Origin of the sequence: Sphingomonas faeni (assembly GCF_003053745.1) — a bacterium.
Classification (GTDB): domain Bacteria; phylum Pseudomonadota; class Alphaproteobacteria; order Sphingomonadales; family Sphingomonadaceae; genus Sphingomonas; species Sphingomonas faeni.
On record NZ_QAYE01000001.1, the window covers coordinates 892,111 to 915,117 of the forward strand.

Annotated in this window: 22 protein-coding genes; 6 read left to right on the forward strand and 16 right to left on the reverse strand. The window is 64.2% G+C overall.

Going from position 1 to position 23,007, the window contains the following annotated elements; genetic code table 11:
• Nucleotides 1-79: 79 nt before the first annotated feature.
• Both C8J25_RS04040 and galA read left to right on the forward strand, forming a co-directional pair.
• Nucleotides 80-817, forward strand: coding sequence for a GntR family transcriptional regulator (locus C8J25_RS04040; RefSeq protein WP_056062350.1), 738 nt, complete (start codon nucleotides 80-82; stop codon nucleotides 815-817).
• Nucleotides 818-839: 22 nt separating this feature from the next.
• Nucleotides 840-3,749 carry a beta-galactosidase GalA gene (gene galA, locus C8J25_RS04045; RefSeq protein WP_107952294.1) on the forward strand — a complete coding sequence of 970 codons (2,910 nt, stop codon included), beginning with the start codon at nucleotides 840-842 and terminating at the stop codon, nucleotides 3,747-3,749.
• 140 nt (nucleotides 3,750-3,889) lie between these two features.
• Here galA and nagE read toward each other — a convergent pair whose 3' ends face one another.
• The 6 genes from nagE to C8J25_RS04075 all read right to left on the reverse strand — a co-directional run bounded on the left by nagE (nucleotide 3,890) and on the right by C8J25_RS04075 (nucleotide 12,206).
• On the reverse strand, nucleotides 3,890-5,593 hold the full coding sequence (gene nagE / locus C8J25_RS04050) for an N-acetylglucosamine-specific PTS transporter subunit IIBC (RefSeq protein ID WP_107952295.1): 1,704 nt from the start codon (nucleotides 5,591-5,593) through the stop codon (nucleotides 3,890-3,892).
• Nucleotides 5,590-8,085 carry a phosphoenolpyruvate--protein phosphotransferase gene (gene ptsP / locus C8J25_RS04055; RefSeq protein WP_107952296.1) on the reverse strand — a complete coding sequence of 832 codons (2,496 nt, stop codon included), beginning with the start codon at nucleotides 8,083-8,085 and terminating at the stop codon, nucleotides 5,590-5,592. The genes nagE and ptsP overlap by 4 nt, the downstream gene beginning before the upstream one ends.
• 52 nt (nucleotides 8,086-8,137) lie before the next feature.
• Nucleotides 8,138-9,280 (reverse strand): N-acetylglucosamine-6-phosphate deacetylase, encoded by a 1,143-nt coding sequence (nagA, locus tag C8J25_RS04060; protein ID WP_107952297.1) that lies wholly within the window; start codon nucleotides 9,278-9,280, stop codon nucleotides 8,138-8,140.
• Nucleotides 9,277-10,353, reverse strand: coding sequence for an SIS domain-containing protein (locus C8J25_RS04065; protein ID WP_107952298.1), 1,077 nt, complete (start codon nucleotides 10,351-10,353; stop codon nucleotides 9,277-9,279). The genes nagA and C8J25_RS04065 overlap by 4 nt, the downstream gene beginning before the upstream one ends.
• An 81-nt stretch (nucleotides 10,354-10,434) precedes the next feature.
• On the reverse strand, nucleotides 10,435-11,217 hold the full coding sequence (locus C8J25_RS04070) for a copper homeostasis protein CutC (RefSeq protein ID WP_107952299.1): 783 nt from the start codon (nucleotides 11,215-11,217) through the stop codon (nucleotides 10,435-10,437).
• 14 nt (nucleotides 11,218-11,231) lie between these two features.
• Nucleotides 11,232-12,206, reverse strand: coding sequence for a glycosylasparaginase (locus C8J25_RS04075; protein ID WP_107952694.1), 975 nt, complete (start codon nucleotides 12,204-12,206; stop codon nucleotides 11,232-11,234).
• A gap of 294 nt (nucleotides 12,207-12,500) precedes the next feature.
• On the opposite strand from C8J25_RS04075, the gene C8J25_RS04080 reads away from it, so the two are divergent.
• Together C8J25_RS04080 and C8J25_RS04085 are read left to right on the forward strand one after the other, a co-directional pair.
• On the forward strand, nucleotides 12,501-15,524 hold the full coding sequence (locus tag C8J25_RS04080; RefSeq protein WP_244186724.1) for a TonB-dependent receptor domain-containing protein: 3,024 nt from the start codon (nucleotides 12,501-12,503) through the stop codon (nucleotides 15,522-15,524).
• Between the two features lie 540 nt (nucleotides 15,525-16,064).
• On the forward strand, nucleotides 16,065-17,216 hold the full coding sequence (locus tag C8J25_RS04085; RefSeq protein ID WP_244186725.1) for a site-specific integrase: 1,152 nt from the start codon (nucleotides 16,065-16,067) through the stop codon (nucleotides 17,214-17,216).
• On the opposite strand, the gene C8J25_RS04090 is transcribed toward C8J25_RS04085, so the two are convergent.
• Entirely contained in the window at nucleotides 17,199-17,456 is a 258-nt protein-coding gene (locus tag C8J25_RS04090) for a helix-turn-helix transcriptional regulator (protein WP_107952302.1), read from the reverse strand. The two genes, C8J25_RS04085 and C8J25_RS04090, sit on opposite strands and share 18 nt — an antisense overlap.
• A 94-nt stretch (nucleotides 17,457-17,550) precedes the next feature.
• Between C8J25_RS04090 and C8J25_RS20220 the strand changes: the two genes are divergently transcribed.
• Nucleotides 17,551-17,859 (forward strand): hypothetical protein, encoded by a 309-nt coding sequence (locus tag C8J25_RS20220; protein WP_146173279.1) that lies wholly within the window; start codon nucleotides 17,551-17,553, stop codon nucleotides 17,857-17,859.
• On the opposite strand, the gene C8J25_RS04095 is transcribed toward C8J25_RS20220, so the two are convergent.
• From C8J25_RS04095 to C8J25_RS21355, 7 genes are all read right to left on the reverse strand, one after another.
• The gene (locus tag C8J25_RS04095; RefSeq protein ID WP_107952303.1) at nucleotides 17,831-18,307 is read right to left on the reverse strand and encodes a hypothetical protein; all 477 of its coding nucleotides are present in this window, start codon (nucleotides 18,305-18,307) and stop codon (nucleotides 17,831-17,833) included. The genes C8J25_RS20220 and C8J25_RS04095 overlap by 29 nt on opposite strands.
• A gap of 57 nt (nucleotides 18,308-18,364) precedes the next feature.
• Nucleotides 18,365-18,712, reverse strand: a complete 348-nt coding sequence (locus tag C8J25_RS04100) for a hypothetical protein (protein WP_107952304.1) — start codon at nucleotides 18,710-18,712, stop codon at nucleotides 18,365-18,367.
• 146 nt (nucleotides 18,713-18,858) lie between these two features.
• Nucleotides 18,859-19,314, reverse strand: a complete 456-nt coding sequence (locus C8J25_RS04105; RefSeq protein ID WP_107952305.1) for a helix-turn-helix transcriptional regulator — start codon at nucleotides 19,312-19,314, stop codon at nucleotides 18,859-18,861.
• Nucleotides 19,314-19,691, reverse strand: a complete 378-nt coding sequence (locus C8J25_RS04110; RefSeq protein ID WP_107952306.1) for a hypothetical protein — start codon at nucleotides 19,689-19,691, stop codon at nucleotides 19,314-19,316. Before C8J25_RS04110 ends, C8J25_RS04105 begins: the two co-directional genes overlap by 1 nt.
• A gap of 115 nt (nucleotides 19,692-19,806) precedes the next feature.
• Nucleotides 19,807-20,028 (reverse strand): hypothetical protein, encoded by a 222-nt coding sequence (locus C8J25_RS04115; RefSeq protein WP_107952307.1) that lies wholly within the window; start codon nucleotides 20,026-20,028, stop codon nucleotides 19,807-19,809.
• Between the two features lie 24 nt (nucleotides 20,029-20,052).
• Nucleotides 20,053-21,033: a hypothetical protein gene (locus C8J25_RS04120; protein WP_107952308.1), complete on the reverse strand. Its 981-nt coding sequence runs from the start codon at nucleotides 21,031-21,033 to the stop codon at nucleotides 20,053-20,055.
• An 11-nt stretch (nucleotides 21,034-21,044) separates the two neighbouring features.
• Entirely contained in the window at nucleotides 21,045-21,209 is a 165-nt protein-coding gene (locus tag C8J25_RS21355) for a helix-turn-helix transcriptional regulator (protein ID WP_107952309.1), read from the reverse strand.
• 245 nt (nucleotides 21,210-21,454) lie between these two features.
• Between C8J25_RS21355 and C8J25_RS04130 the strand changes: the two genes are divergently transcribed.
• Nucleotides 21,455-21,832, forward strand: coding sequence for a hypothetical protein (locus C8J25_RS04130; protein WP_107952310.1), 378 nt, complete (start codon nucleotides 21,455-21,457; stop codon nucleotides 21,830-21,832).
• A 2-nt stretch (nucleotides 21,833-21,834) separates the two neighbouring features.
• Here the strand turns inward: C8J25_RS04130 and C8J25_RS04135 are convergent, their stop codons facing one another.
• Both C8J25_RS04135 and C8J25_RS04140 read right to left on the reverse strand, forming a co-directional pair.
• Nucleotides 21,835-22,620, reverse strand: coding sequence for a DNA-methyltransferase (locus C8J25_RS04135; RefSeq protein WP_107952311.1), 786 nt, complete (start codon nucleotides 22,618-22,620; stop codon nucleotides 21,835-21,837).
• A gap of 45 nt (nucleotides 22,621-22,665) precedes the next feature.
• Entirely contained in the window at nucleotides 22,666-22,929 is a 264-nt protein-coding gene (locus tag C8J25_RS04140) for a hypothetical protein (protein ID WP_107952312.1), read from the reverse strand.
• Between the last annotated feature and the right edge of the window lie 78 nt (nucleotides 22,930-23,007).

A 23,007-nucleotide genomic window follows, 5' to 3' on the forward strand; every position in this document is an offset into this window, starting at 1 on the left:
CGACCACGCGGTCCTTGGCTACGCTACCATAAGGGACGCGGCAAGGCTCGCTTTGAGCTGCCGGTCGGAGGGGGAATACATGGCGTTTTCCGATGACATCGGACGCTTTCGCAAGGGAAATCCATCGCCGCTCTACCTCCAGTTGCAGGAACTGATCCGCAACGCGATCGGCGAGAAGCTGTTGGTACAAGGCAATGCGATCCCGGCCGAGCGCGATCTCGCGATCGAGTACGACGTATCGCGGATCACCGTGCGCAAGGCGATCGGCGGACTGGTCGAGGAGGGGCTGCTCACGCGCAGGCGCGGCGCGGGGACGTTCGTCGCCGGACGCGTCGAGAAGAGCTTCTCGAAGCTGTCGTCGTTCAGCGAGGACATGGCGGCACGCGGGCGGACGTCGAGCAGCAGCTGGATTTCGCGCTCGGCGGGGCAGGTGAACCCGGAGGAAGCGATGGCGCTGGGGTTGTCGCCGGGGGCGGCGGTGTTCCGTTTCAACCGCATCCGCTATGCCGACGAAGAGGCGATGGCGCTCGAATTCTCCACGATCGCGGGATATTGCCTTCCGTCGGTCGAGGTGGTCGATGACTCGCTCTACACCGCGCTCGAGAATGCCGGCAGCCGGCCGGTGCGCGCGCTGCAACGCCTGCGCGCGGTGCCGTTCGGGGGCGAGCATGCACGGATGCTGGGCGTCGACGCGGGCCATGCCGGGCTGCTGATCGAGCGCCGCGGCTTCCTGCGCGATGGCCGGGCCGCGGAGTTCACGCGCTCCTATTACCGCGGCGATGCGTACGACTTCGTCGCCGAACTCGCCGATATCTGACCTCCACTACCGAGAGTGCCCAATGAACCGACGTGAGCTTCTTGTTGGCACGGCGGGCGCCGGTGCTTCTTTGGTCGTGGGGCCGATCGAGGCCGGTTTCGCGGCTATCAAGGCGCAGGGCAGTGCCGGCGCGCTGCCGATGCCGCAGCCGTCGCGAACCCTGCCGTCGCGCGCGCTGGTGCAGGACCCATCGCGGACGCTGATCGAGCGCGGGTGGCTGTTCCACGAGGGCGACGTGATCGCGCCTGCGCCCGACGGCCACAACGCGACGTATCTGAGCGTGAAGGCGGGTAACGCACTCGGCGCTGCGGCAATGGCGTATGACGATTCCGACTGGCAGTCGGTTCGGTTGCCGCATGACTGGGCCTCCGCGCAGCCGTTCGTGAAGACCGCAAGCGTGTCGCAGGGCTTTCGCGCGCGGGGCATCGGCTGGTACCGGCGGACGCTGCGGCTCGATCCGGCGGACCGTGGCAAGACGATCGGGCTGCAGTTCGACGGGATCGCGACCAACGCCACGGTGTGGGTCAACGGCAGCGTCGTCGCGCACAACTGGTCGGCGTATAACAGCGTCGAGATCGACCTGACGCCGTTCGCGCGGTTCGGCGACGACCTCAACGTCATCGCGGTGCGCGTCGATGCGCAGGCGATGGAGGGCTGGTGGTACGAGGGCGCGGGGATCTATCGCCATGCGTGGCTGATCCGCCGTGCGCCGGTGGCGATCGTGACGGACGGCGTGCACTGCGATCCGAGGCGGGCCGCGAATGGCGCGTGGAGCGTGCCGGTCGAAGTGAAGCTGGGCAGCATCGATCGCGCGTCGGTCGGCGTCACGGTGGATGTCGCGCTGCTCGATCCCGAGGGCAAGCGCGTGGCGGGCGCGCAGGCGGCTGCGACGGTCCTGCCGCTGGAGCGCGCGACTGCGGCATTGACGCTGGCCATGGCTGCGCCGCGCCTTTGGTCGATCGAGGCGCCGACGCTCTATACCGTCGTGACGCACGTCCTGCGCGACGGGGTGATCGTCGACGAGCGGCGGATACCGGTCGGCTTCCGCACGATCCGGTTCGATGCGGACCGTGGCTTCCTGCTCAACGACAAGTCGGTGAAGCTGAAGGGCGTGTGCCTGCACCAGGATCATGCCGGCGTCGGGACCGCAATCCCCGATGCGCTGCTGCGCTGGCGGCTGGAGCGGCTGAAGGCGATGGGCTGCAACGCGATCCGCTGTTCGCACAACGCGCCGGCCGCCGAACTGCTCGACCTGTGCGACGCGATGGGGTTCGTCGTAATGGACGAGAACCGGCAGTTCAATCCCGCGCCCGATTACATGGCGCAGCTCGAATGGATGGTCCGCCGCGACCGCAACCACCCGAGCGTGATCCTGTGGTCGGTGTTCAACGAGGAGCCGATGCAGGGCACCGAGGCGGGCGTCGAGATGCTCCGGCGGATGGCGCACGCGGCGCATGCGCTCGACGACACCCGACCGGTGACGGGCGCGATGAACGGCGCGTTCTTCGATCCGATCAACGTGTCGAGCATTTTCGACGTCGTCGGCTTCAACTATTATCAGGGCGACTACGACCGGTTTCACCAGCTTAATCCGACCAAGCCGATGACGAGTTCGGAGGATACCAGCGCCTATGAAACGCGCGGCGCGTTCGCGAGCGATCCGGCCGCGCATGTCCAGTCGTCCTACGACGTCGAGGCGGCGAGCTGGGGCGATACGCATCGCGCGACGTGGAAGAAGATCGCCGACCGCCCGTTCGTCGCGGGCGGGTTCGTGTGGACCGGGTTCGATTATCACGGCGAACCGACGCCGCATGAATGGCCGACGATCTCCAGTTTCTTCGGCATCCTAGACTTGTGCGGGTTCCCGAAGACTGCGTTCGATATTCATCGTGCGCATTGGGTCGATGACGCGCCGGTCGTCAGCCTGACGCCGCACTGGACTTGGCCGGGACGCGAGGGGCAGCCCATCGTGGTGCTGGTGATGAGCAATGCCGAGCGCGTCGAGTTGCGGCTCAACGGGCGGAAGGTTGGCGAGCAGGCGGTCGACCGGATCATGGGCAACGAGTTCAGCGTGCCCTATGCGCCGGGGCGGATCGAGGTTGTCGCGATGCGCGGCGGCAAGGTCGTCGCGACGGCCGCGCACGAGACCGTCGGCAAGCCGGTTGCGCTGCGCTTGACCCCGGCGCGGACCGTGATGGCGGGCGACGACGAGGATACGCAGCCGGTGACGATCGACGCGATCGATGCCGCCGGGCGTCACGTGCCGACCGCGAACCTGCCGACGCAATTCTCGGTCGAGGGCGCGGCGATCATCGGTGTCGGCAACGGCGATCCGAACAGCCATGAGCCGGAGAAGGGCAATGCGCGATCGTTGTTCAACGGGCTCGCACAGGTGATCGTGCAGGCGAAGACGGGGCGAGGACGGATCGTGATGACCGCGACCGCGCCGGGATTGAAGCCGGCGCGGCTGGTGATCGACCGGGCAGCGACCGTACCGCGCGCGCAAATGGCCGCGACCTATGGCGGGCAGGCGATCCGGGAGTGGCGTCGTTCGCCGGCGTTCGCTGCGCGGCCCGATCCGGCGCTGGCGCCGATCGATGGGGATAATAACAGTTGGGCGTTCGTGCGGAGCGGCACGCCGGTCCAGGCTGCGGCGGAGGGGCGTTGGCGGCTCTACCGCGCGAGCGTGACGCCGTGGCGGCGGATCGGTGCGGAGGGCGGTATGATCCGTTTCGCGTCGATCGCGGGGAAGGCCGAGCTGTGGGTCGATGGCCGGCGGCTCGCGTCGAAGACTGGGGTGGGGCCTGGGCCGATCGAGGCGGGGTTGCCGGCGGGCGGCGGCGTGCGCCAGATCGTGCTGGTGGTGGAAGCGGCCGCGGAGGGGGTTTCGGGTGTCGTCGGGCCGGTGTCGCTGGAGCCGCGGGCGCGCTGATGCGGCTAAATCCTCCCCCGCAAGGGGGAGGTGGCGCCGAAGGTGACGGAGGGGGAGGACACGCAACAGGCGTTTCCCTTTCCTCCCCCTCCGTCTGGCAAGTGCCAGCCACCTCCCCCTGGCGGGGGAGGATCAGCGGGTTACTGGGCCAGCTTGGTCAGGACCGCGTCGGTCGCGAGCACGTGAAGGTGGCCTGGCGCGGGGCGGGCGATTGCGCGGATACCGAGCTTTGCCAGCGCCGCATCGTCGGCCAGCGCTGTATCGCCCAGCTGGACGCGCAGTCGGCCGGTATGGCGGCTGACGCCAAGGACATTCGCCGCCCCGCCGAGCGCGCTCTCAGTTGTGGACGACAGGCTGATCGTATCCGACACTACGGGCGCGGCAGGCTTGATCGCCACATCGCCACCCAGCGCCAGCGCGTCACGGATTTCCATCGAGACGACATCGGCGATCGGCCCGAGTACGACCTGGAGTGCGGAGTTCGACGGGCGCAGGATACCGCGTGCGCCGAGGGCCTTCAGCGCCGCATCGTCGACCGCGGACTGGTCCACGACGATCAACCGCAACCGCGTCGTGCACGCGCTCACCGTGGTCAGGTTCGCCCCGCCGCCGAGCGCCTGCGCGAACGCCGCACCGCGCCCGCCCGCCGTGGGGGGCGCTACCGCAGCGACAGTTTCGGCTTCGCGCCCCGGGGTCGCGAGGTCGAACTTGCGGATGAAGAAGCGGAACAGCCCGTAATACAGCACGAAATACACCGCGCCGACCGGCAGCAGGACGAGCGGTCGCGTCGCCTTGCCGAAGTTCAGCACGTAATCGAGCAGCCCCGCCGAGAAGCCGAAGCCCATCTTGACGCCGAGCAGGTCCATCAGCGCCATCGACAGGCCGGTCAGCACCGCGTGCACCGCGTACAGCACGGGCGCGAGGAACATGAAGCTGAACTCGATCGGCTCGGTGACGCCGGTCAGCGCCGACGTGAGCGCGAGGCTGAGCAGCATGCCGCCGACCGCTTTCCGGCGCTCGGGCTTGGCCGAATGGTACATGGCGAGGCACGCGGCGGGCAGGCCGAACATCATCACCGGGAAGAACCCGGCCATGAAGATTCCTGCCGACGGATCACCTGCGAAGAAGCGGCGCAGATCGCCCGAGGTGCCGTGGTAATCGCCGGCGACGAACCAGACGATGTTGTTGAGCAGATGGTGCAGCCCGGTGACGAGCAGCAGGCGGTTGAGCAGCCCGAACACGAACACGCCGACCGCACCGCTGCCGGTGATCGCGACGCTCAACTGGTCGACGCCCTGGCTCAGTAGCGAGAAGCCGAAGCCGAACACCGCCGCGAGCACGAGGCCTGCCACGCCGCTGACGATCGGCACGAACCGGCGTCCGCCGAAGAAAGCGAGATATTCGGGCAGCTTGATCGTCGAATAGCGATTGTAGAGCGTCCCGCCCGCGAGCCCCGACAGGATGCCGATCGGCACGTCGAGCCGCGCCATCGCCTTGGCCTTCCACGCCGCGATGGCGAGGTCCGCGGAGACGCCGGTCAGCCCTGCGGACACTTCGGGTGCGACGGTGATCAGGACCTTGCCCGCTTCGGTCGCGACCAGGAAGCAGACGACGCCGGCCAGACACGCGGCACCGTTGCCGTCGCGCGCGAACCCGGTGGCGACGCCGATCGCGAACAATAGGCCGAGATGCGAGAAGATCGCGTCGCCGGCCGCGCTGATGAAGGCGATGTCGAGCAGATCGGGCTGGCCGAGACGAAGCAGCAGGCCGGCGATCGGCAGCACCGCGATCGGCAGCATCAGCGCGCGGCCGAGCGGCTGGAGGGCTTCGAGGATCGATTTCATGCGGTGAACTCCCGGGCGAGCGAGCGGACGTCGGCGGCGGACCCGCATTGCAGCGCGGCGGCGGCATGCGTGCGGCACGCCTCCATCGTCAGCGTGGCGACCAGCGCCTTGATCTCGGGCACCAAGGCCGGCGCGGACGAAAGTTCGGTGACGCCGAGCCCGATCAGGATGGGGACGGCCAGCGGGTCGGAGGCCAGGCCTCCGCACACGCCAGTCCAGCGGCCATGCACCGAGCCACCCTTGCAGGTTTGCGCGATCAGCCGGAGGACGGCGGGGTGCAACCCGTCGATTCCGCTCGCGACGGCCGCGTTGCCGCGGTCCATCGCCAGCGTGTACTGCGTCAGGTCGTTGGTCCCGACCGACAGGAAATTGGCCTCCCCAGCGATCAAATCGGCGGTGACGGCGGCGGCGGGGGTCTCGATCATCACGCCGACGGGGACGCGGTCGACGATGCCGATCTCCGCGGCGACGCGGTCGACCACCGCGCGGACGGCGCGCAGTTCGTCGAGGCTAGCGATCATCGGGACCATGATCCGGCATTGCCCGGCTGGCTTTACCGACAGGATCGCACGGACCTGATCCTCCAAGATCTGTGGGTATGCGAGGCCGACGCGGATGCCGCGCAGGCCGAGTGCGGGGTTCTCTTCCGGCGCCATTGGCAGATACGGCGCGGGCTTGTCGCCGCCGATGTCGAGCAGGCGGACGATCAGCGGGCGGCCGTCGAGCGCGTCGGCGATCGCCTGGTAGTCGGCGGTCTGTTCGGCGACCGTCGGCGCGGCGTCGCGTTCCAGGAACAGGAATTCGGTGCGCAACAGGCCCGAGCCTTCCGCGCCGTTCTCGACCGCGAGATGCGCGTCGCCGAGCGCGCCGAGATTGGCGAACGCCTCGATCCGGGTACCGTCGGCCATGCGGCAGGGTTCGCCAGCCCGCGCGAGCGCTTCGGTGCGGCGGACCTGCGCCTGGACGATTCGAACCTGCGTGGCGACGATTGTGTCGGCGTCGGGATCGATCCGCAACAGGCCCTCGCCGGCGTCGAGGATCACGGGCGTATCGTCGGTGACGGCGTTCAACGGCGCCCCGATCGCGACCAGCGCGGGGAGGCCCATCGTCGCGGCGAGGATCGCGACGTGCGAGGTCGGGCCGCCGCGCTCGACGCAGAAGCCGACGATGTTCGCGCGGTCGAGCGACAGGACGTGCGACGGCAGCAGATCGTCCGCGAGCAGGATCGTGTCGGGCGGGAACGACAGCGGCGTGGTCTCGACGCCGGCGATCAGCGCGAGCAACTGGCGTTCGAGATCGAGCATGTCGTCGGCGCGCTCGGCGAGCCGCGGGTCGGTGCTGGTGCGCAACGCGTCGGCCTGCGGACGGATCGCGGCGCGCCAGGCATGGCCCGCGCTCTCGCCGCGCGCGATGCCGCTGCGCGTCGTCTCGTGGAGCATGGGATCGTCGAGCATCGCCGCATGCGCCTCGACGATCGCGCGTTCGGGACCGGTTGCGGTGCGGGCACGGTCCGCGAACCGAGTCGACAGCGTGGTGACGGCCGCATCGAAGCGAGCCTCCTCGACGGCGATGCCTTCGCCGTGTTCGGGGACGACGAAGTCGGCGGGACGGAACCAGCGTGCCCGGCCGATTGCCAGGCCGGGTGCCGCGGTGACGCCAGTGAGCGCGCCGTCGGCTGCGGGGCGCGCTGGCGAGGGGGCGACGGTGGGCGCACGGACCGGGGCTTCGGCGGGCTCGTCCATGCCGCTCTCGATCAGGTCGCAGATCGCGGCAAGCGCGGCCGCGGCGTCTGCACCTGCCGCTGTCACGACGATCGTCTCGTCGCGGCGGATCGCCAGCGCGAGCAGGGCGATCGGGCTGCGGACGTTGGCGGTCTTGTCGCCGGATGCGAGCGTCACGTCGGCGTCGAAGCGCTTGGCGGTGGCCGCTAGGCGGGCGGCGGGGCGAGCGTGGATACCGTGGGGGAGGGGCACGACGACCGTGCGTGTGTGCGTCGCGGCGTCCTGGTTCGTTTCGCGGCGTGCGACCGCATCGCTGGGTTCGAGCGTCATCAGCGGATCGCCGACCGCGACCAGTTCGCTGGAGACGGCGTGGACGATCCTGAACCGGTCGGGGTTCACGATGACGATCGGCGTGACGACCGCGCGAGCCTCGCGCACGAGCAGATCGAGGTCGAAGCGGATCAGCGGTGCACCGCGCTCGACCGTGTCGCCGACGGCGACGCACGGGGTGAAGCCGCGTCCGCCGAGCGCGACCGTGTCGAGGCCGATGTGGATCAGGATCTCCGCACCCTCGGGCGTGGCGATCGTGATCGCATGGCCGCTCGGCAACAGCGTCAGTACGGTCCCGGCACAGGGAGCGTAGAGGCAGTCGCCGGTCGGATCGATCGCGACGCCGTCACCCAGCATCCGCTCCGAGAACACCGCGTCGGGGACTTCGTCGATCGGCGTTGCCCAGCCCTGCATCGGCGCGGTCAGGAGGATGGAGGCCATGGGTGCGTTCTCGATACCAGAAGGGATGGGCTCAAAAGCAGGGATGAGGCGGTCAGGCCGCGCTCGCCCCGCCGATCCATGTGCCGACCGGATGCAGGTCGCGCGTGAGAACGACCCAGTCGGCCGTGCGACCGACCTGCAACGTGCCGCGCTCCTGCGACAACCGCAGGAACGCCGCCGGATAGGTCGCTGCCATCGCCGCGGCGATTTCGGGTGCGACGCCGAGCCGGTCGACGGTGTTGCGGACCGCACCCGCCATGTCGAGATCGGAGCCTGCCAGCGTGCCGTCTGCACCGACGCAGCGGCCATTCTCGACATGGATCTCACGGCCCTGCAGCACGAACGACTTCTCGGCCGCACCGACGCAGGGCATCGCGTCGGATACCAGCATGAACCGGTCGTGCGGCCGCGCGCGCAACGCGATCCGCAACACGGCGTCGTCGACATGGAAGCCGTCGACGATGATCCCGCAATACACCGCCTGGTCGTCGAGCACCGCGCCGACCACGCCCGGGGCGCGGTGGACCAGCGGCGACATCGCGTTGAACAGATGCGTCACGCCGGTGATCCCGGCGGCCATCCCGGCGCTCGCGGTGGCGTGATCCGCATCGCTATGGCCGATGCTGATCAGCACGCCGGCGGCGGTCAGCGTCGCGATCTGTGCCGCGGTCACGCGCTCGGGGGCGAGCGTCACCATGACCTGGCCGAGACGGGGGCGGGTCAGCAGCGCGAGCAGGTCGTCGTCGAGATCCTGGAAGCGCGTCGGGTCGTGGATGCCCTTGCGCGCCGGGCTGATCACCGGGCCCTCGATATGGATGCCGAGCACGCCGGGGACGCCCGCGAGGATCGCCGCGTCGACCGCGTCGAGCGCTAGCGCGATCACGTCGGGCGTGTCGCTGATCAGCGTCGGCAGGAACGCGGTGGTGCCGAACGGGCGGTGCGCCGCGCCGATCGCGGCGATGCCCTCGACCGTGGGCGTATCGTTGAACAGCACGCCGCCGCCGCCGTTGACCTGCGTATCGACGAAGCCCGGCATCAGCCAGCCGCCATCGAGATCGATCGCGTGATCCGCAGCCTGACCGGAGGCTGCGTCGCCGATATGCGTAATGCGACCGTCCTCGACGACGATCGTCGCCTCGTTCAGGACGCCCGCGGGGGTGACCACATGGCCATTCGAAAACCGGAAGATCGTCATAACGTGCGCGTCACCTTGCTGAGATGCGACGGTGCGTCGGGGTTGAACCCGCGAGCAAGCGAGAGGGCGTTGACCATGCGATAAAAGCTCTGGATCATGAGGATCGGCTCGATCGCCGGATGCGCTTTCAACGCGGGCAGGACGCCGTCGTCGCTGCTGCCATCGAGACCGGCATCGGCGAGCAACACGCCTGCGCCACGCTCGGCGAACTCGCGCGCCGCATCGCGTACGCCGTCGCCTGCCGCGTCGGAGGTCGCGAGCGCCAGCAACGGGAAGCCGTCCTCGACCAGTTGCATCGGGCCGTGGCGGACCTCGGCCGAGCTGAACGATTCGGCGTGCAGCGCGCAGGTTTCCTTCATCTTCAGCGCCGCCTCGTTGGCGATGCCGAAGCCTATGCCGCGCGCGATCACGAACAAATTGGTCGCGGTGCGCAGCGGTGCGACGGCGACCGACCAGTCGAGCGCCCAGGCGCGTGCGAGGTCGGCGGGGAGGGACGCAACGGCGCTACGCAATGCGTCGTCGTCGGCCCATTCCGCGGTCAAAGCGGCGAAGGCGGCGAGCGAGCAGATATAGGATTTGGTCGCCGCGACCGACTTTTCCGGTCCGGCGCACAGCGGGATCAGCGTGTCGGCGGTTTCGGCGAGCGGCGAGGTCTCGTCGTTGACGAACGCGACGACATGCGCGCCGGCGGCCTTCTGCGCGGCGACCGCGGCGAGCAGGTCTGGGCTGCGACCGCTCTGCGACACCGCGATGCACAGTGTATTCCGCGCACCGAGCGGTGCGTCGTAGATCGACACGACCGAAGGCGCCGCGGCGGCGACGGGGATGCCGGTCTTCGTCCAGATCAGATACTTGCCGTACACCGCCGAATGATCGGAGGAGCCGCGCGCGCAGGTCACGACGACGGCGGGCGGGGCGCTACGAAGACGCGCACCGAGCGCCGCGAACGCCGCGGCGTTGGTCGCGAGCATCCGCGCGACGGCCTCGGACGATTCCGCAGCCTCGCGGAACATCAGCGTCGCGGTTTCCGCGATGGGAGGCGGTGTTAGCGGAGGCGGGGTGGCGTCGTGCATGGCGGCTCGCTTCGATTGGCGTTCGGCGAGGAGCGAGAGGCCCCCCGACCCAGACCGGTTTGAGTAAGTTATGGATTGGTATTATTCAAGCGTCGGATGTCCGGCCACCATGTTCGCCAGTCGCTCTACCGCGTCGCGGTTGGTCGCTGCGCGTTCTGGCGAGGCGAAGCCGAAGCGTAGTTCGGCGGGATCGGCGACGGTCGTCGAGGGCGTGCGACAGGAAGCGTGGACTTCGCGGACGCCGGTCGCGAGGATCGCGGGCAAGGTCTCCGGCGAGACCCCGCTTCCCGCTAGCACGATGATCCGACCGGCGCCTTGTCGGTGCAATGCCGCCAGCATTTCTACCCCGTCGATCGCCTTCGGGGCGCCGCCCGAGGTCAGGATCCGGTCGAAGCCGAGCGTGACGGCGGACTCCAGTGCGTCGGGCATGTCGCGGCACAGATCGAAGGCGCGGTGCAGCGTCAGCGAGAGTGGGCGTCCGCGAGCATCGCCCAGCGATCGGGCGTGGGTGACCCAAGCGGCGAGGGCGGGCACGTCGAGCCGGTGGTCGGCGTCGAGCGCACCGATGACGATTCCCGCCAATCCAGCTTCGGCTGCGGTGCGAATGTCGTCGGCGATCAGCGCCTGCTCACGCGGCGTATAGACGAAGCCGCCTTCGCGTGGCCGGGCCAGGAGGTGGACGGGTACGCCGGAGGCCTCCGACGCCGCCGCCGCTGCCCGGATCAGCGACGCGGGGGGGGTGAGGCCGCCGACGCCGAGCGCCGCGCATAGTTCGATGCGGTCCGCCCCGCCAGCGATCGCCGCGTCGATACCGTGCAGATCCTCGACGCAGACTTCGAGCATCGTTCGCGAACCACGATCCATGTCTTCCGCGACGCTCACGCCTGGAACAGCGACCGCGCCTTCAGCACCGTCGTCTTGCCGCGCGCGTCGGTGACTGCATAGGTAAAGCCCGGCAACAGGCAGAACGCACCGACATTGCCCTTGGTATCGAGCGCGAGGAAGCCGACCTGGACGCCGCGGATCGCATTGCCGCGCAGCTTGGCGATATGGCGGACCACCTCTTCGCACGCCTGTTGCGGCGTCGACCCGCCGCGCATCGACGCGACGACGCGGGCCGAGCCGGCTACGCGGGTAACTTCCTCGCCCAGTCCGGTCGAGGTGGCACCGCCGACGCCTGCCTCGACGTACAGCCCCGATCCGACCTGCGGCGAATCGCCGACCCGGCCGCGCATCTTGAACGCCATGCCGGAGGTCGTGCAGGCACCCGCCATCCGCCCGTCGGCCGTGCGCGCGAGCAGGCCGATCGTGTCATGATCCAGCGCGCCGCCGGGCGTGCGCGTGATGCGGTTCTCGCTATTGGCTTCGGGTTGGTATTTCGCGGTCTTGAGCCAGTCGCGCCATGCCCTTTCCGATTCCGGGGTGAGCAGCGACTGTTGCGGAAACCCCTGGTCGCGCGCGAACCGCGTCGCACCCTCGCCGACGAGAAAGGTGTGCGGCGTCCGCTCCATCACGCGACGCGCGACGGAGATCGCATGCACCGTGTTCTCCAGCGCGGCGACGGCACCGACGCCGCCGACATCGTCCATGATGACCGCGTCGAGCGTGACGTGGCCGTCGCGATCGGGATAGCCGGAATAGCCTACGCTATGATTGGTCGGATCCGCCTCGGGCACCATCGCGCCGGCCTCGACCGCGTCGATCAGGGATCCACCCTTGGCGAGTTCCGCGAAGGCCACTGCGTTGGCGGCGGCGCCGAAGTCCCAGGTCGACAGGACCATCGCGCCCGTCGCCGGAGCGTCCGTCGCGGCGCCCGATCGGGCAGCCGCCCGAGTCGCTACGAATGGTATCATGCCCAGGCCGCCCAAGCCGGCGAGCAACGACCGTCGCGTGTTCTCCATCAGATCCCCCTTGCGTTCTTGTGGACACGCTATCGCAACGAGATAGCGACCGCCAGTAGTGACGCCGATTTGCAACATTCCAACGCAAATGTTCTAGACCGGTATTGCTTCGGCATTGACTGGCGACGTGTTTTGACCAAACCAGTACGGGCAACCGGTATAGCGCTATCACGCAACCGGGCTTTTTTAGGGGTAGGTATGAACTTCGGCCATTCTGTTTCGCGGATCGCGCTCGTCGGATCTCTCGTGTTTTCCGCTACCACGGCATTCGCACAGGACGTGCCCGCGCAGGCCGTGACGCCCGCCCAGGCTGCCGCGAGCACGCCCGCCGAAGCCAAGGTCGAGGCGGATGCCACCACCGCAACCACCGCCGTCGATCGCGACATGCCGAAGGAAGACACGATCGTCGTCACGGGGTCGCGCATCCAGCGTCCGAACATGACGTCGGCGGCCCCGATCACGTCGGTCACCGCGCAGGACATTCGCGCCCAGGCTGCGGTCAACGTCGAGGACGTGCTGAACCGCCTGCCGCAGATCGCGCCGGACAGCCAGCAGACCTATAACGACTCCGACGGTCGCCAGCGCATCAAGCTGCGCAGCCTCGGGTTCGAGCGCACGCTGGTCCTGATCGACGGCAAGCGCCTCGGCACGCAGAACGGCCAGGACGTCGGTATCATCCCGCCGTCGCTGCTGGAGCGGGTCGACGTGCTGACCGGCGGCGCCTCGTCCGTCTACGGGTCGGACGCGGTCGCGGGCGTCGTCAACTTCGTCCTGAAGAAGGATTTCGAAGGCATCCAGCTCGACGGCAACTATAATTTCTACAACCACAACAACAAGGACACGGTCGTGTCGTCGCTGGCGCGTTCGTCGGGCTTCAGCAGCCCGCGCGGCCTGACCAACGATGGCGGTCGTGCCGACGTCACGCTGACCGCGGGCAAGAAGCTGTTCGACGGCGCGCTGCGGATCAACGGCTTCGTCAACTACAAGCATACCGACGAGGTGCTGCTGTCGGCACGGTCCAACTCGGGCTGCTACCTGACGCAGACCAGCCTGAACGCGCCGCTGTCGTGCGGCCTGACGCCGAGCAGCTCGACCAGCGGCCTCATCACGCCGCTCAGCGGTGCGAACGCCAACGCGCAGCTCGTCAACAACCCGAACGGCACGCGTACTTTCGTGCCGTTCGGTCCGGGTGCCGGCAACGCCTCGAACTATTTCAGCAACTATGCGTATCAGCGCCCATCCGAGCGCGTGAACGCCGGCGGCTTCGTCAGCCTCGACATCGCGCCCGACGCCGAGCTGTATGCGTCGGGCATCTGGTTCCGCGACAAGTCGTACAACAACTACCCGGCGATCGCCGGTGGCTCCGTCCAGGTGAACTGCAACAACCCGTTCCTGTCGACGTCGCAGGCAACCGCGATCTGCGGTGCTGCGGCTGGCACGGTGGCGACCGCGCCTATCGACCTGCGCTATCGTCTTGGTGAGGGCAACGATCAGCCGGATGCGTATCTGAACACCGGTGTTCGCCTGACCGGCGGCGTCCGCGGCAAGGTCGGCAGCGCTTGGACCTATGACGTCGGCGGCGTCTATGCCCGCAACCACCAGGATTACACGCCGAGCTTCGTCAACGCGACCAACCTGCGGAACTCGATCAACGTAGGTGGCACCCGCGCCGCACCGACCTGCGCAACGACCACGGATCCTGCCTGCGTTCCCTTCGACGCGTTCAGCGCGGGCAACACCAATCCGGCCCTCATCGACTATCTGTATGACCAGGGCACGGCGGCGACCACCGGCACGCTGTACGACGTACAGGCCAACGTCACCGGCGATCTCGGCAAATACGGCATCACCTCGCCGTTCGCCGAGCAGGGCGTCGCGATCGCGCTGGGTACGGAATATCGCAAGGATACGCTGAAATCGACCGCCGACAGCGTGTATCGTGCAGGCCTCGGCGGCACCGACAGCTACCTGAAGCAGGACGTCTGGGAGGCCAATATCGAGGTCCAGGCGCCGCTGGTCGAGCACAAGCGCTTCGCCGACCTGTTGCAGGTGAACGGCGGCTACCGCGTGTCGAAGTACAGCAGCAACCCGAGCACGTTCAACACCTGGAAGGTCGAGGGCATCTACGCCCCCGTCAGCGACCTGACGTTCCGCGCCTCGTTCAACAAGGCGCAGCGCGCGCCGACGGTGACCGAAATCCGCCAGGCGACCAACGTCGATTTCGCGTCGGGCGGCGCAGGCACGTTCAACGATTTCTGCGCACCGACGGTCGTCAACGGCGCCAACGGCGTGACCTACGGCGCGCCGATCGCGTCGCGCGAAGTGTGCCGTGCAACCGGCCTGTCGGATGCGCTCTACGGCAGCCAGACGCTGTTGTGCAGCAACGGCACCGCGCCGAACGGCTCGGCGGCGTGCACCGTGCGCTCGGGCGGGTATACCGCCGATCCGGAAACCGCCTACACGCAGACGTACGGCCTGATCGTGAAGCCGCGGTTCGTGAAGGGCTTGGTGTTCTCGGTCGATCGCTACCAGATCAAGATCAACGACTCGCTCGGCTATAACGACTTCAGCTATTACACCGATGGCTGCCAGCGTTCGAACGGCGACGCGTTCTTCTGTCAGGGGATCGTTCGGAATCCGGGCACCGGCACGCTGTATTCGACGGCCGGGAGCAATCCCACCACCGGCTTCATCCGCCAGGGCACGACGAACTATTACACGTCGATCGCACGCGGTTATGACTTCCAGGCGCAGTACACGCTCGACCTCGCCAGCGCCGGCAAGATCGACTGGAACTTCAACGGGTCGCTGACGACGTTCGCGGGCGGTCAGGACTCGCCGGTCCAGCCGGAGCGCAACTGCGCCGGGTATTACGGCAACGGTTGTGGCCAGCTGATCCCGAAATGGTCGCATGGCCTGCGCGCGACCTACACCACGCTTGACCGCGGCTTCAGCGCGTCGTTCAACTGGCGCTATGTCGGGTCGTTGACCAACGCGGACAATTCGGGTGATCCGGCGATCGGTGGCACGGACGCGCGCGCGCGGACCAGCTACTACCGGGTGTCGCCAAAGAGCTATTTCGACCTCGCGCTCAACTTCGCGATCGACAAGCAGTTCTCGCTGCGCCTGATTGCGAACAACCTGCTCGACAAGAGCGCGCCGATCGTTCCGGACTCGTACAACGTCGCCCTCGCGCGCACGAACACGATCCCACAGCGCTACGACTCGCTCGGCCGCAACCTGGCGGTGGGTGCAACCGTCCGGTTCTGATCCAACTCTGGCTCGTGTCGGTCGACGCGAGCCACGGACGCCGAAGATCCTCCGTGCCTTCGGGCGCGGGGGATTTTTTATGTTCGGCGATGTTGGTGTTGGAGCTCAGACGATATGGGGCGATGCGACGCGGGAAGGCTCAATCAAGCCGAAGAGCTATGTTGTCAGCTACGCGTAAGTGCCTGTAAAAAATGGTGCCGGTTGCAGGAATCGAACCCGCGACATCCAGTTTACAAACTCGATGACGGGCACCCGCCCGATTCGAGCAAACGAAGCGAAGCCTTGGCGTAAGTCCCTCAAAAACAGCCACTTTTACCGGTGGCGCGCGCGAAGGGATGGAGTGCCACCAACAAGGAGCTTGGCAAGGTTTTATCTGATTCGGTCGGGTTTGGTCCGTATCAGTCGCCCGTCTGGTGTCCTCCCGGTGTCCGCTCCAAACCTCCGCTTGGAGGTAATACAATGGCTACTGTTCAACCGTTCACACCGCGCACGCTCGACAATCTGAAGGAGGGCGCGCTAACCGATCCGATCACACCGGGCTTGACCATCGATGCAGCCGGGGGCGTCAAAACATGGCGCTACAAGCGCAAGGTGCAGGGCACGGCGTTCGTCTTCAAAAAGGTCTTGGGCACCTTCCCAAAGGTCAACATCGCAGACGCGCGCACAGCCGCACGAGCGTTCAATGTGATGGTAGAAGCCGGGATCGATCCACGCGCCGATGCAAAGGCACAGGCAGCGGCAGGAATGACCGTAGCGGACGCGCACGCGCTCTACATGGCCTATGTCCGTTCGGGCGAACGCAAGGTGCTGAAGGCAGGCACGATCAAAGAGAAGGTGGAAATCTACACCCGCGATATGGCGGCGCTTCACTCGAAGCCGATCCACACCGTTACCGACGATGACCTATGGGAGATTGTCGAGACGAAGGGCGAGACAGCCACCACGCGAGCGAACCGGCTGGCGGCAGAGATGAAGGTGTTCTTCAGTTGGTGTGCCAGCCGTCGCGGGAAGAAGGCAGGCGTTGGCCTTGCCGACGATCCAAGCCGCACCCTTTCCGGTTCCTACTATGCGCAGAAGCACCGCACGCGCTTCCTATCGGGTAATGAGCTTTCCTTGTTCCTACAGGCTCTGGCGCTCGAAGGGGGCATCTACCGGCGCGCGCTAGGGCTTTTGCTCCTTACAGCGGCACGCAGGAACGAAGTCCTCGAAGGCAAGATGTCGGAGTTCGAAGACGGCTTGTGGTCGATCCCCGGCGCACGGACGAAGAACTCTCTTACGCATCGCGTGCCGCTGGCGGCATGGGGGCGGGCGCTTATCGCCGGGATCAACTCGGAATGGCTGGTAGCTTCTACACGCCTCGATAACGGTCCGATGACGGCAGGCTGGCCAAAGGTTATCGAGCGCATCCGGTTGAAGATGGAAGAGCTAGGCGGGTGCGATGTCGAACACTTCACGCCGCACGATCTCCGTCGCACCTTCCGCTCTAACACCACCCGGTTGAAGATTCCGCTCGAAGTCGCGGAAGCCTGCCTAAACCATAAGAAGCGGGGCTTGATCGAAATCTACGATGGCTACGACATGCTAGACGAAAAGCGCGATGCCTTCGCAGCATGGGAAGCCAAGCTTATCGAAGTCGCCACCAAGGCAGGCGTTGCCGATAAGCTCGGCATGCCGTCACCACAAGGCGCGTGATGCCATCCACGAATCGACTTCCTCACGCTTAAACAGGTTCGTTCCGCCGAACCGTATAATCGTGGGGAAGCCTTCGGGCTTCTCCCTGATGTGCTTGTAGAGCTTGTCCTTGCCGCAACGCATGATCGCGCAAGCTTCCCGCATCGTTACCCAACCTTCTTCCTTGTAGGCGTTTGCCCGGAAGATGGCTTGGCGTTGTGCGGCATCCAAAGCCGCTTTTTGTCGCTTCTCGAAGTTCATGCGGAACCACCTAGCACGCGTTCCTCGTAGCCTCCAAATGTCAAGTTTTTAGTGGACTAGGTTCAAGTCTTATAGCCTTGACAAAGATTGAACTTTGAACCGCTCGCGCGTTGATTCATACAGCGGCATCAACCTTCGAGGTGCCAAAATGATTTTAGATCATGACATCGATGTTAGCGCGGTTCGCCAGTGGTGCGTATCAGTCGGCATCAACGCAACGATCAACCCGACGATCTACCGGGGGCGTATCCGCCACTACGAAGCCACGATGTCACCGGATGACATGTTTCTGTTCCGGTTTCGATGGGACGAAAAAACCCGCACCGTCTGTGACAACGATGCGGGTCCGGTAGGCTCGAATAATGTGGTGCCGTTTAACCGGCCTTGCGCGCGGCCATCGTAGCATCGAACTTCGCGCGGCGCTCGGCAGACCACCCTGTAGGCTCTGCACCCGGTTCCTTGGCCTTGCGAGGCACTCTAACCTTGACGGTGGTGCCGTTGGTGGTGTCGCTGGTTAGTTCCTTGTCGAACTCACCCGCGTTAACGGCTGCGATCATGTGATCTACGAATGTCACAAAATGCTCGCTCGGGATGAAGAGCGTGGTCTGGCCATTCACGACCAAAGGCATTTTGTCAGAGCGGGTAGGGCTGAACGCCACAACGCCGTTCGCCAGCTTCCACCACTTCGCGCCACCGCCGCGCGTGGTTTCGGTCGAACCAAACTGTGTCTTCGAGGCTTCGAGCCGACCAACGAGCCACTTGCGATCCTTCGCGGGATCGTAAGCCTTGCGCTCGAAGGTTTCCTTCAGCTTCGGGTCAATGAGGGCATTAAGCTTTTCTAGAAACGACAAGGGGCGAACTCCTTTCGAGGGCTGGTAGTTCGCCGTTCCTCTCATTGAAGTTTCTTGTCAAGTTTTAGAAGCGAGCAATACCATGAAGTCATCTAGATACATCACGGCAAGGGGGCGCTTACGGTCCGCTTCGACCACCGCCAGTGGGGTTCGGTCCTTTGACCGTCGCGCCTGAATCAGGGCATCGTAGACCAAACCGATTTTGGCGCGCTTCTTACATTCGATGTCGAAGGGAATAAGGCGCTTCGCTTCAGCCGATAGCTGAAGGTCTGCACCGCCACTGCCCATGGGGCACGAGCGAACATCGTCTAGGGTGAGGGTAGGGTGCAGGCGAAGAAACGCGTCCCGAACCTTTTGCTGAAAGAGGCGACCCTTCGCCTTCGCACTGGCAACGCTGATAGCCATTAGCGCTTCGCCTTGGTGTCTTCGATAACCGTGGAGGCTTTGCAGCCAAGAGCAAAGGCGATGATAGAGTAGAGGATGATGGTAGCCATGGGGTAAAACTCCGCTTTGTGTGTGGAGTATTTACCCTCGTGGCTTGGTTGACCGTCTTACGCTTCCTCGTGTTCAGAGCAGTAGGCGTAGTCAAGATCGCCTTCACGAGCGGCGATGTCGTCTGCATCCTCGCTTTCGCGGGCGGCAAAGACGGCTTCGATTTGCTTGCGCAGATGGGAGATGTCTACAAGACGGATAGGGGCGTCTGCACTCATTTTTGCCGCTATCGCATCCGCCATCCGGTTGTATATGTAGAGTTCGGTTTCGCGTTCATACAAATCGATATTGAAGCTATTGATATCGTCGTAATCGGCGTGTTCTTCTTCGGGTAGCTCGACCGCATACCATTTCAGGCCAGCATACTCTTCTATTTCGTCCTTGTGCCAAACTTCCCGCGCACCGATCTTCTCGGCCTTGGGGAAGTTTGGATCGTTGCGGGTGGTGCGGAAGAAGGTTGCGCGGCTGACTGGAAGCAGCGCGACAACCTCCGTTAGGGTAAGATATTCGGTCATTAGTTTGGTGTCGCCATCATAAAGTGAATCTTCGTGTCGTCATCTGGAAAGATGAACTGTCCCGTCCAATCGTCAACCGTAATGCCGTTGTCGGGAAAGCGGGTAGTGTATGCTTCGAGCTTCGGAAGGTTCTTCTTACGAAAATACATCATGTGCGAATGGGTCTGCCTGTATGCTTCATCATGGGAGTTTTTCGCATTTAACGGATGACAGTAGCCTCCGTTGGGCATTTTCCATTCATTGATCCACGCATCTGGATCGGCTCTGATGATTTGCGCTTGCTCAAGAATCTCAAGGCGCATTGCGTCGGTTAGCGTATCTTCAAGAGCCGCTTCGTGTGCCGCTACAATCAGTTGGTGAAAATCATATTTTGCCATGTCGGCGTCTCCAATCTTGTTGAGACTATTTAGTCTCGCGGCAGTCTATCTGTCAAGAAAACTTCATTTTCCTTGACAAGAAAAACATTGGAGGAACACCCGCGATGCCTTCGGTTCAGTCGTGAATAAGCTCTTTGCACTCTTGCCACGCTACACCGGCTGAAATCAGTTTTTGCCGGGTCTGGTGGTATTGGTTGGTAAGAGCGCGGCTATCGCTCGGGCTTCGAGACATGACGAAGACGACCTTCTGGCCACCTAAAATGGTTTTCAGCTTGTCATGCTTCCCGCCGCGCATTGGGGTGTAGGCGATCCCGTGCTTATCGAGGATCGCCCGCACTAGCGTTGGGATCGCCCGCACGGGTCAATCCCGCATGCGACCGGCGCGGCGGCACTCCGCCTGAATACGAACTTCTTCATCGAAGAAATCATCTGCCAAGAGATAATCCGCGATCCGATCCCGATGGGCACCCGTAAGCTTGGCAATCTTCGTGTAGGGAAGCTTGCGGCGACGGTAGCTCTTAATCAGGGTGCGAAGTTCGTGTTCGCTCTCGGAGAAGCCGAAGCGCCCGGTTGGTTCGCTAACGGGTTCGACCGGCTTAACATCGCGAACGGGCCTCGACTGGCGGATCGGAAGCGGCATAGCCTTGGGCGCTGCGACAACCGGCGCTTCTTCGGCAGCGAGCAGCTTCTGAAGCGCATCGTAACGCGCGGCATACTTCTCTACCGCGTAGACGATGACGCCAATCTTGCCGATTTCTACGCCAAGCTCCCCGGCGATTTGGGCAAAAGTCATTTGGCGATTACGAAGCTTGACGATGCGTTCAACAAGGTCGGGATACCGTGGCTTTACGCGGAAGTTGTAGGTGAAACCGGGTTTGATTTCGAGCTTCCGCCAACGGGATGCAGTCGAGACCAAGCGGGAGGTGTCGGTTCCAGCCGACACAGGGGCGGTAGCAGCCACAGGGGCGGCTTCAGGCGTGATAACGGCCTTGGGTGCCTCCACAGGCGCTGGCGTGACCGTGACGGGCGCTACAGGCTTGTTCACAGTCAGAATGGGGCGGGGCTTGCTGAACTCTGGCGGAGTGATCGTAGAGGCGCTTGCCCGGTCTGGCGTGAACGCAGCGGCGATGTCTCGCACGAGCTTCAACGCGTCTGCCTTGGGGGTGGCGAACTGGTCGGGGAAAGGGATCATTACCCGGTAGCCGTCCTTGCCCTTGTATAGAAGCAGTTGCTGCGAGTTTTGCTCTGCAATCGGCGCTTCAGTCCGAAGATAAGAAGGCGTTTCGTTCGGCGTGTTCGGTGAAAAGATCGTATCGTAGATACGGGTATCGGGGCGGTTCATAGTCGTAATCCTTACAGGTTTGATAGCCAAGCGATGATGTCAGTTTCGATCCAGAAGATACGGCGGGGAGATGGTCGCTTTGGTGCTGGGAAACGACCTCTCGCCACAAGTGTTCGGATCGTGCTTTGGCTTACGCCTGTTCGGGCTGCGACCTCCTTGATAGTAAGTGTTGTCATGTAAGCTTTCTCCGTGTTGGATAAGCCTAGATAAAGATCGCTAACCGACGCTGTAAATATAAAACTTGTCAAGGCTAAAAAGAAAGTTTGGATCGTTCATAGATTACCGCCACCGCAATCATAATCAATACGAACGATCCTACCGGCTATTAACTTGACTAAAAATAAAGTTCGGGGAACATGCTTGCGGCTTCGTCTTGCGCTGGGTATCTAGACGGTAGGCGCATGCAGCACGAGACATCATAATGACGATACGGACGGCAAACATTCACCTTGGCGAAGAGTTCGAGACGAGCGCGGATATCACGATATCGTTTTGGGACAACGATAGGTTAGGATCAGGTGAGCTTGCTAGCGAAGTCGAGAAGTCGGGAGGCTTCGCGGCGCTTGAAAGCATCTACTACGCCAATGTCGATAACGACCCGATGTTCATGCAAATCGATGACGACGCGCTGACGCAGGTTCTAGGACCGCTCGAAGGCGGGATCGTCTTGGAAGGTCACGCCATCGATGACAACACGACCGACGACCTGTTTACCCGTATCTACCGGGTGGCGTTCACACACGAGAACGACGCTGTGAACTTCATGCTGAAGCATGGCGGCGAACTAAAATCAGTTTAGCCTTACAGGCTTCCGCGCACGCACTCGGCTATGCGGCGTTCCGCGATGTCGAAGAACTCGGGATCGCGTTCGAACCCGACGAAGTGACGACCACAGCCAAGAGCAGCCACGCCAGCCGATCCACTCCCCATGGTGGGATCAAGCACGAGATTGCCCGGATTGCTGTAGGTGTTCACTAGGTAGGTAAGGAGCGCTACCGGCTTCTGTGTCGGGTGGGCGTTCCCGTCCTTCGAGTATTCGAGAACCGATGTCGGGCAGTTCTCCATAGCCGTGTAGGTCGCGCCTTCATTCTGGCGGGTGTTGCGACCAAGGAAGCGGACCGATGCGCGGTTGTCCTTGACCTTCATACCTTCCCGCATCGTCACGCCTTGCGGGTTGTATGTCATCCGGCGCGCGGATCGCTTTGCGCTACAGGTAGTGCCCTTCGAGAAAATCAAGATGTCCTCGTGGGCCTTCAGCGGCTTGTCATGGGCATTCAAGAAGCCGGTGGTGTTGGTCTTCTTCCAGACCGAAGAGTATTTGTAGAGATCGCGCCCCGCGTTAATCAGGTCCGTTGTGAATGGCTGACTGGCGAACATCACGATAGCGCCTTTGTCCGTGATGACACGGCGAAGTTCATCCCAAAGGGGTGCCATGGGAATGCGCTTATCCCATTCGCAGCGGGTAGTAGCGTAGGGAAGATCACCCAACACCAAATCTACCGAACCGTCCGGTATCTCGCGTAGTAGGTCGAGACAGTCACCATCGATAAGATTGGCTTCGGGAACGGGCGGAAGAAAACCATGCATGAAGACATCGTATCAGAGCGGGAAGCTCGGGAATATATTAATCGGCTATCGAGCGTGCCGTTCTAGCGCCTCCAACCGTGCCCAAATGGTTTTGTTGTCTTGCACTAGGGCACCGTGTGCGGTGCGCACTCGCTCTGCCATCTCTGCCGCCGCGTCGGACCGTTCTAGGGCCTTGCTGATAAGCTGGCGGTCGGTGAGATCACCAAGCGCGGTTTGCTGGTCCACATAGGCTGCGATGACATCTGCGCCTTCTACGCCTGCCTCTAGAAGGGCTAGGGCGATACTGGCGGCGTGTTCGTCTGAAATCATTTTAGGTAATCCCCGGTAGCTTGCAGGGGCTACCGGGGAACACAACAAGTGGGAGTTAGCCACAGTGTATTTAGTCCC

What these genes read in the sequence shown, in the direction of transcription:
- galA (WP_107952294.1), top strand. Translation starts at nt 840, where the DNA reads ATGAACCGACGTGAGCTTCTTGTTGGCACGGCGGGCGCCGGTGCTTCT.
- C8J25_RS04130 (WP_107952310.1), top strand. Translation starts at nt 21,455, where the DNA reads ATGACGATACGGACGGCAAACATTCACCTTGGCGAAGAGTTCGAGACG.
- C8J25_RS04140 (WP_107952312.1), bottom strand. Translation starts at nt 22,929, where the DNA reads ATGATTTCAGACGAACACGCCGCCAGTATCGCCCTAGCCCTTCTAGAG.
- C8J25_RS04105 (WP_107952305.1), bottom strand. Translation starts at nt 19,314, where the DNA reads ATGACCGAATATCTTACCCTAACGGAGGTTGTCGCGCTGCTTCCAGTC.
- C8J25_RS04070 (WP_107952299.1), bottom strand. Translation starts at nt 11,217, where the DNA reads ATGGATCGTGGTTCGCGAACGATGCTCGAAGTCTGCGTCGAGGATCTG.
- C8J25_RS04100 (WP_107952304.1), bottom strand. Translation starts at nt 18,712, where the DNA reads ATGGCTATCAGCGTTGCCAGTGCGAAGGCGAAGGGTCGCCTCTTTCAG.
- C8J25_RS04075 (WP_107952694.1), bottom strand. Translation starts at nt 12,206, where the DNA reads ATGATACCATTCGTAGCGACTCGGGCGGCTGCCCGATCGGGCGCCGCG.
- C8J25_RS04135 (WP_107952311.1), bottom strand. Translation starts at nt 22,620, where the DNA reads ATGCATGGTTTTCTTCCGCCCGTTCCCGAAGCCAATCTTATCGATGGT.
- C8J25_RS04065 (WP_107952298.1), bottom strand. Translation starts at nt 10,353, where the DNA reads ATGCACGACGCCACCCCGCCTCCGCTAACACCGCCTCCCATCGCGGAA.
- C8J25_RS04110 (WP_107952306.1), bottom strand. Translation starts at nt 19,691, where the DNA reads ATGGCAAAATATGATTTTCACCAACTGATTGTAGCGGCACACGAAGCG.
- nagA (WP_107952297.1), bottom strand. Translation starts at nt 9,280, where the DNA reads ATGACGATCTTCCGGTTTTCGAATGGCCATGTGGTCACCCCCGCGGGC.
- C8J25_RS04120 (WP_107952308.1), bottom strand. Translation starts at nt 21,033, where the DNA reads ATGAACCGCCCCGATACCCGTATCTACGATACGATCTTTTCACCGAAC.
- C8J25_RS21355 (WP_107952309.1), bottom strand. Translation starts at nt 21,209, where the DNA reads ATGACAACACTTACTATCAAGGAGGTCGCAGCCCGAACAGGCGTAAGC.
- C8J25_RS04040 (WP_056062350.1), top strand. Translation starts at nt 80, where the DNA reads ATGGCGTTTTCCGATGACATCGGACGCTTTCGCAAGGGAAATCCATCG.
- C8J25_RS04090 (WP_107952302.1), bottom strand. Translation starts at nt 17,456, where the DNA reads ATGAACTTCGAGAAGCGACAAAAAGCGGCTTTGGATGCCGCACAACGC.
- nagE (WP_107952295.1), bottom strand. Translation starts at nt 5,593, where the DNA reads ATGAAATCGATCCTCGAAGCCCTCCAGCCGCTCGGCCGCGCGCTGATG.
- ptsP (WP_107952296.1), bottom strand. Translation starts at nt 8,085, where the DNA reads ATGGCCTCCATCCTCCTGACCGCGCCGATGCAGGGCTGGGCAACGCCG.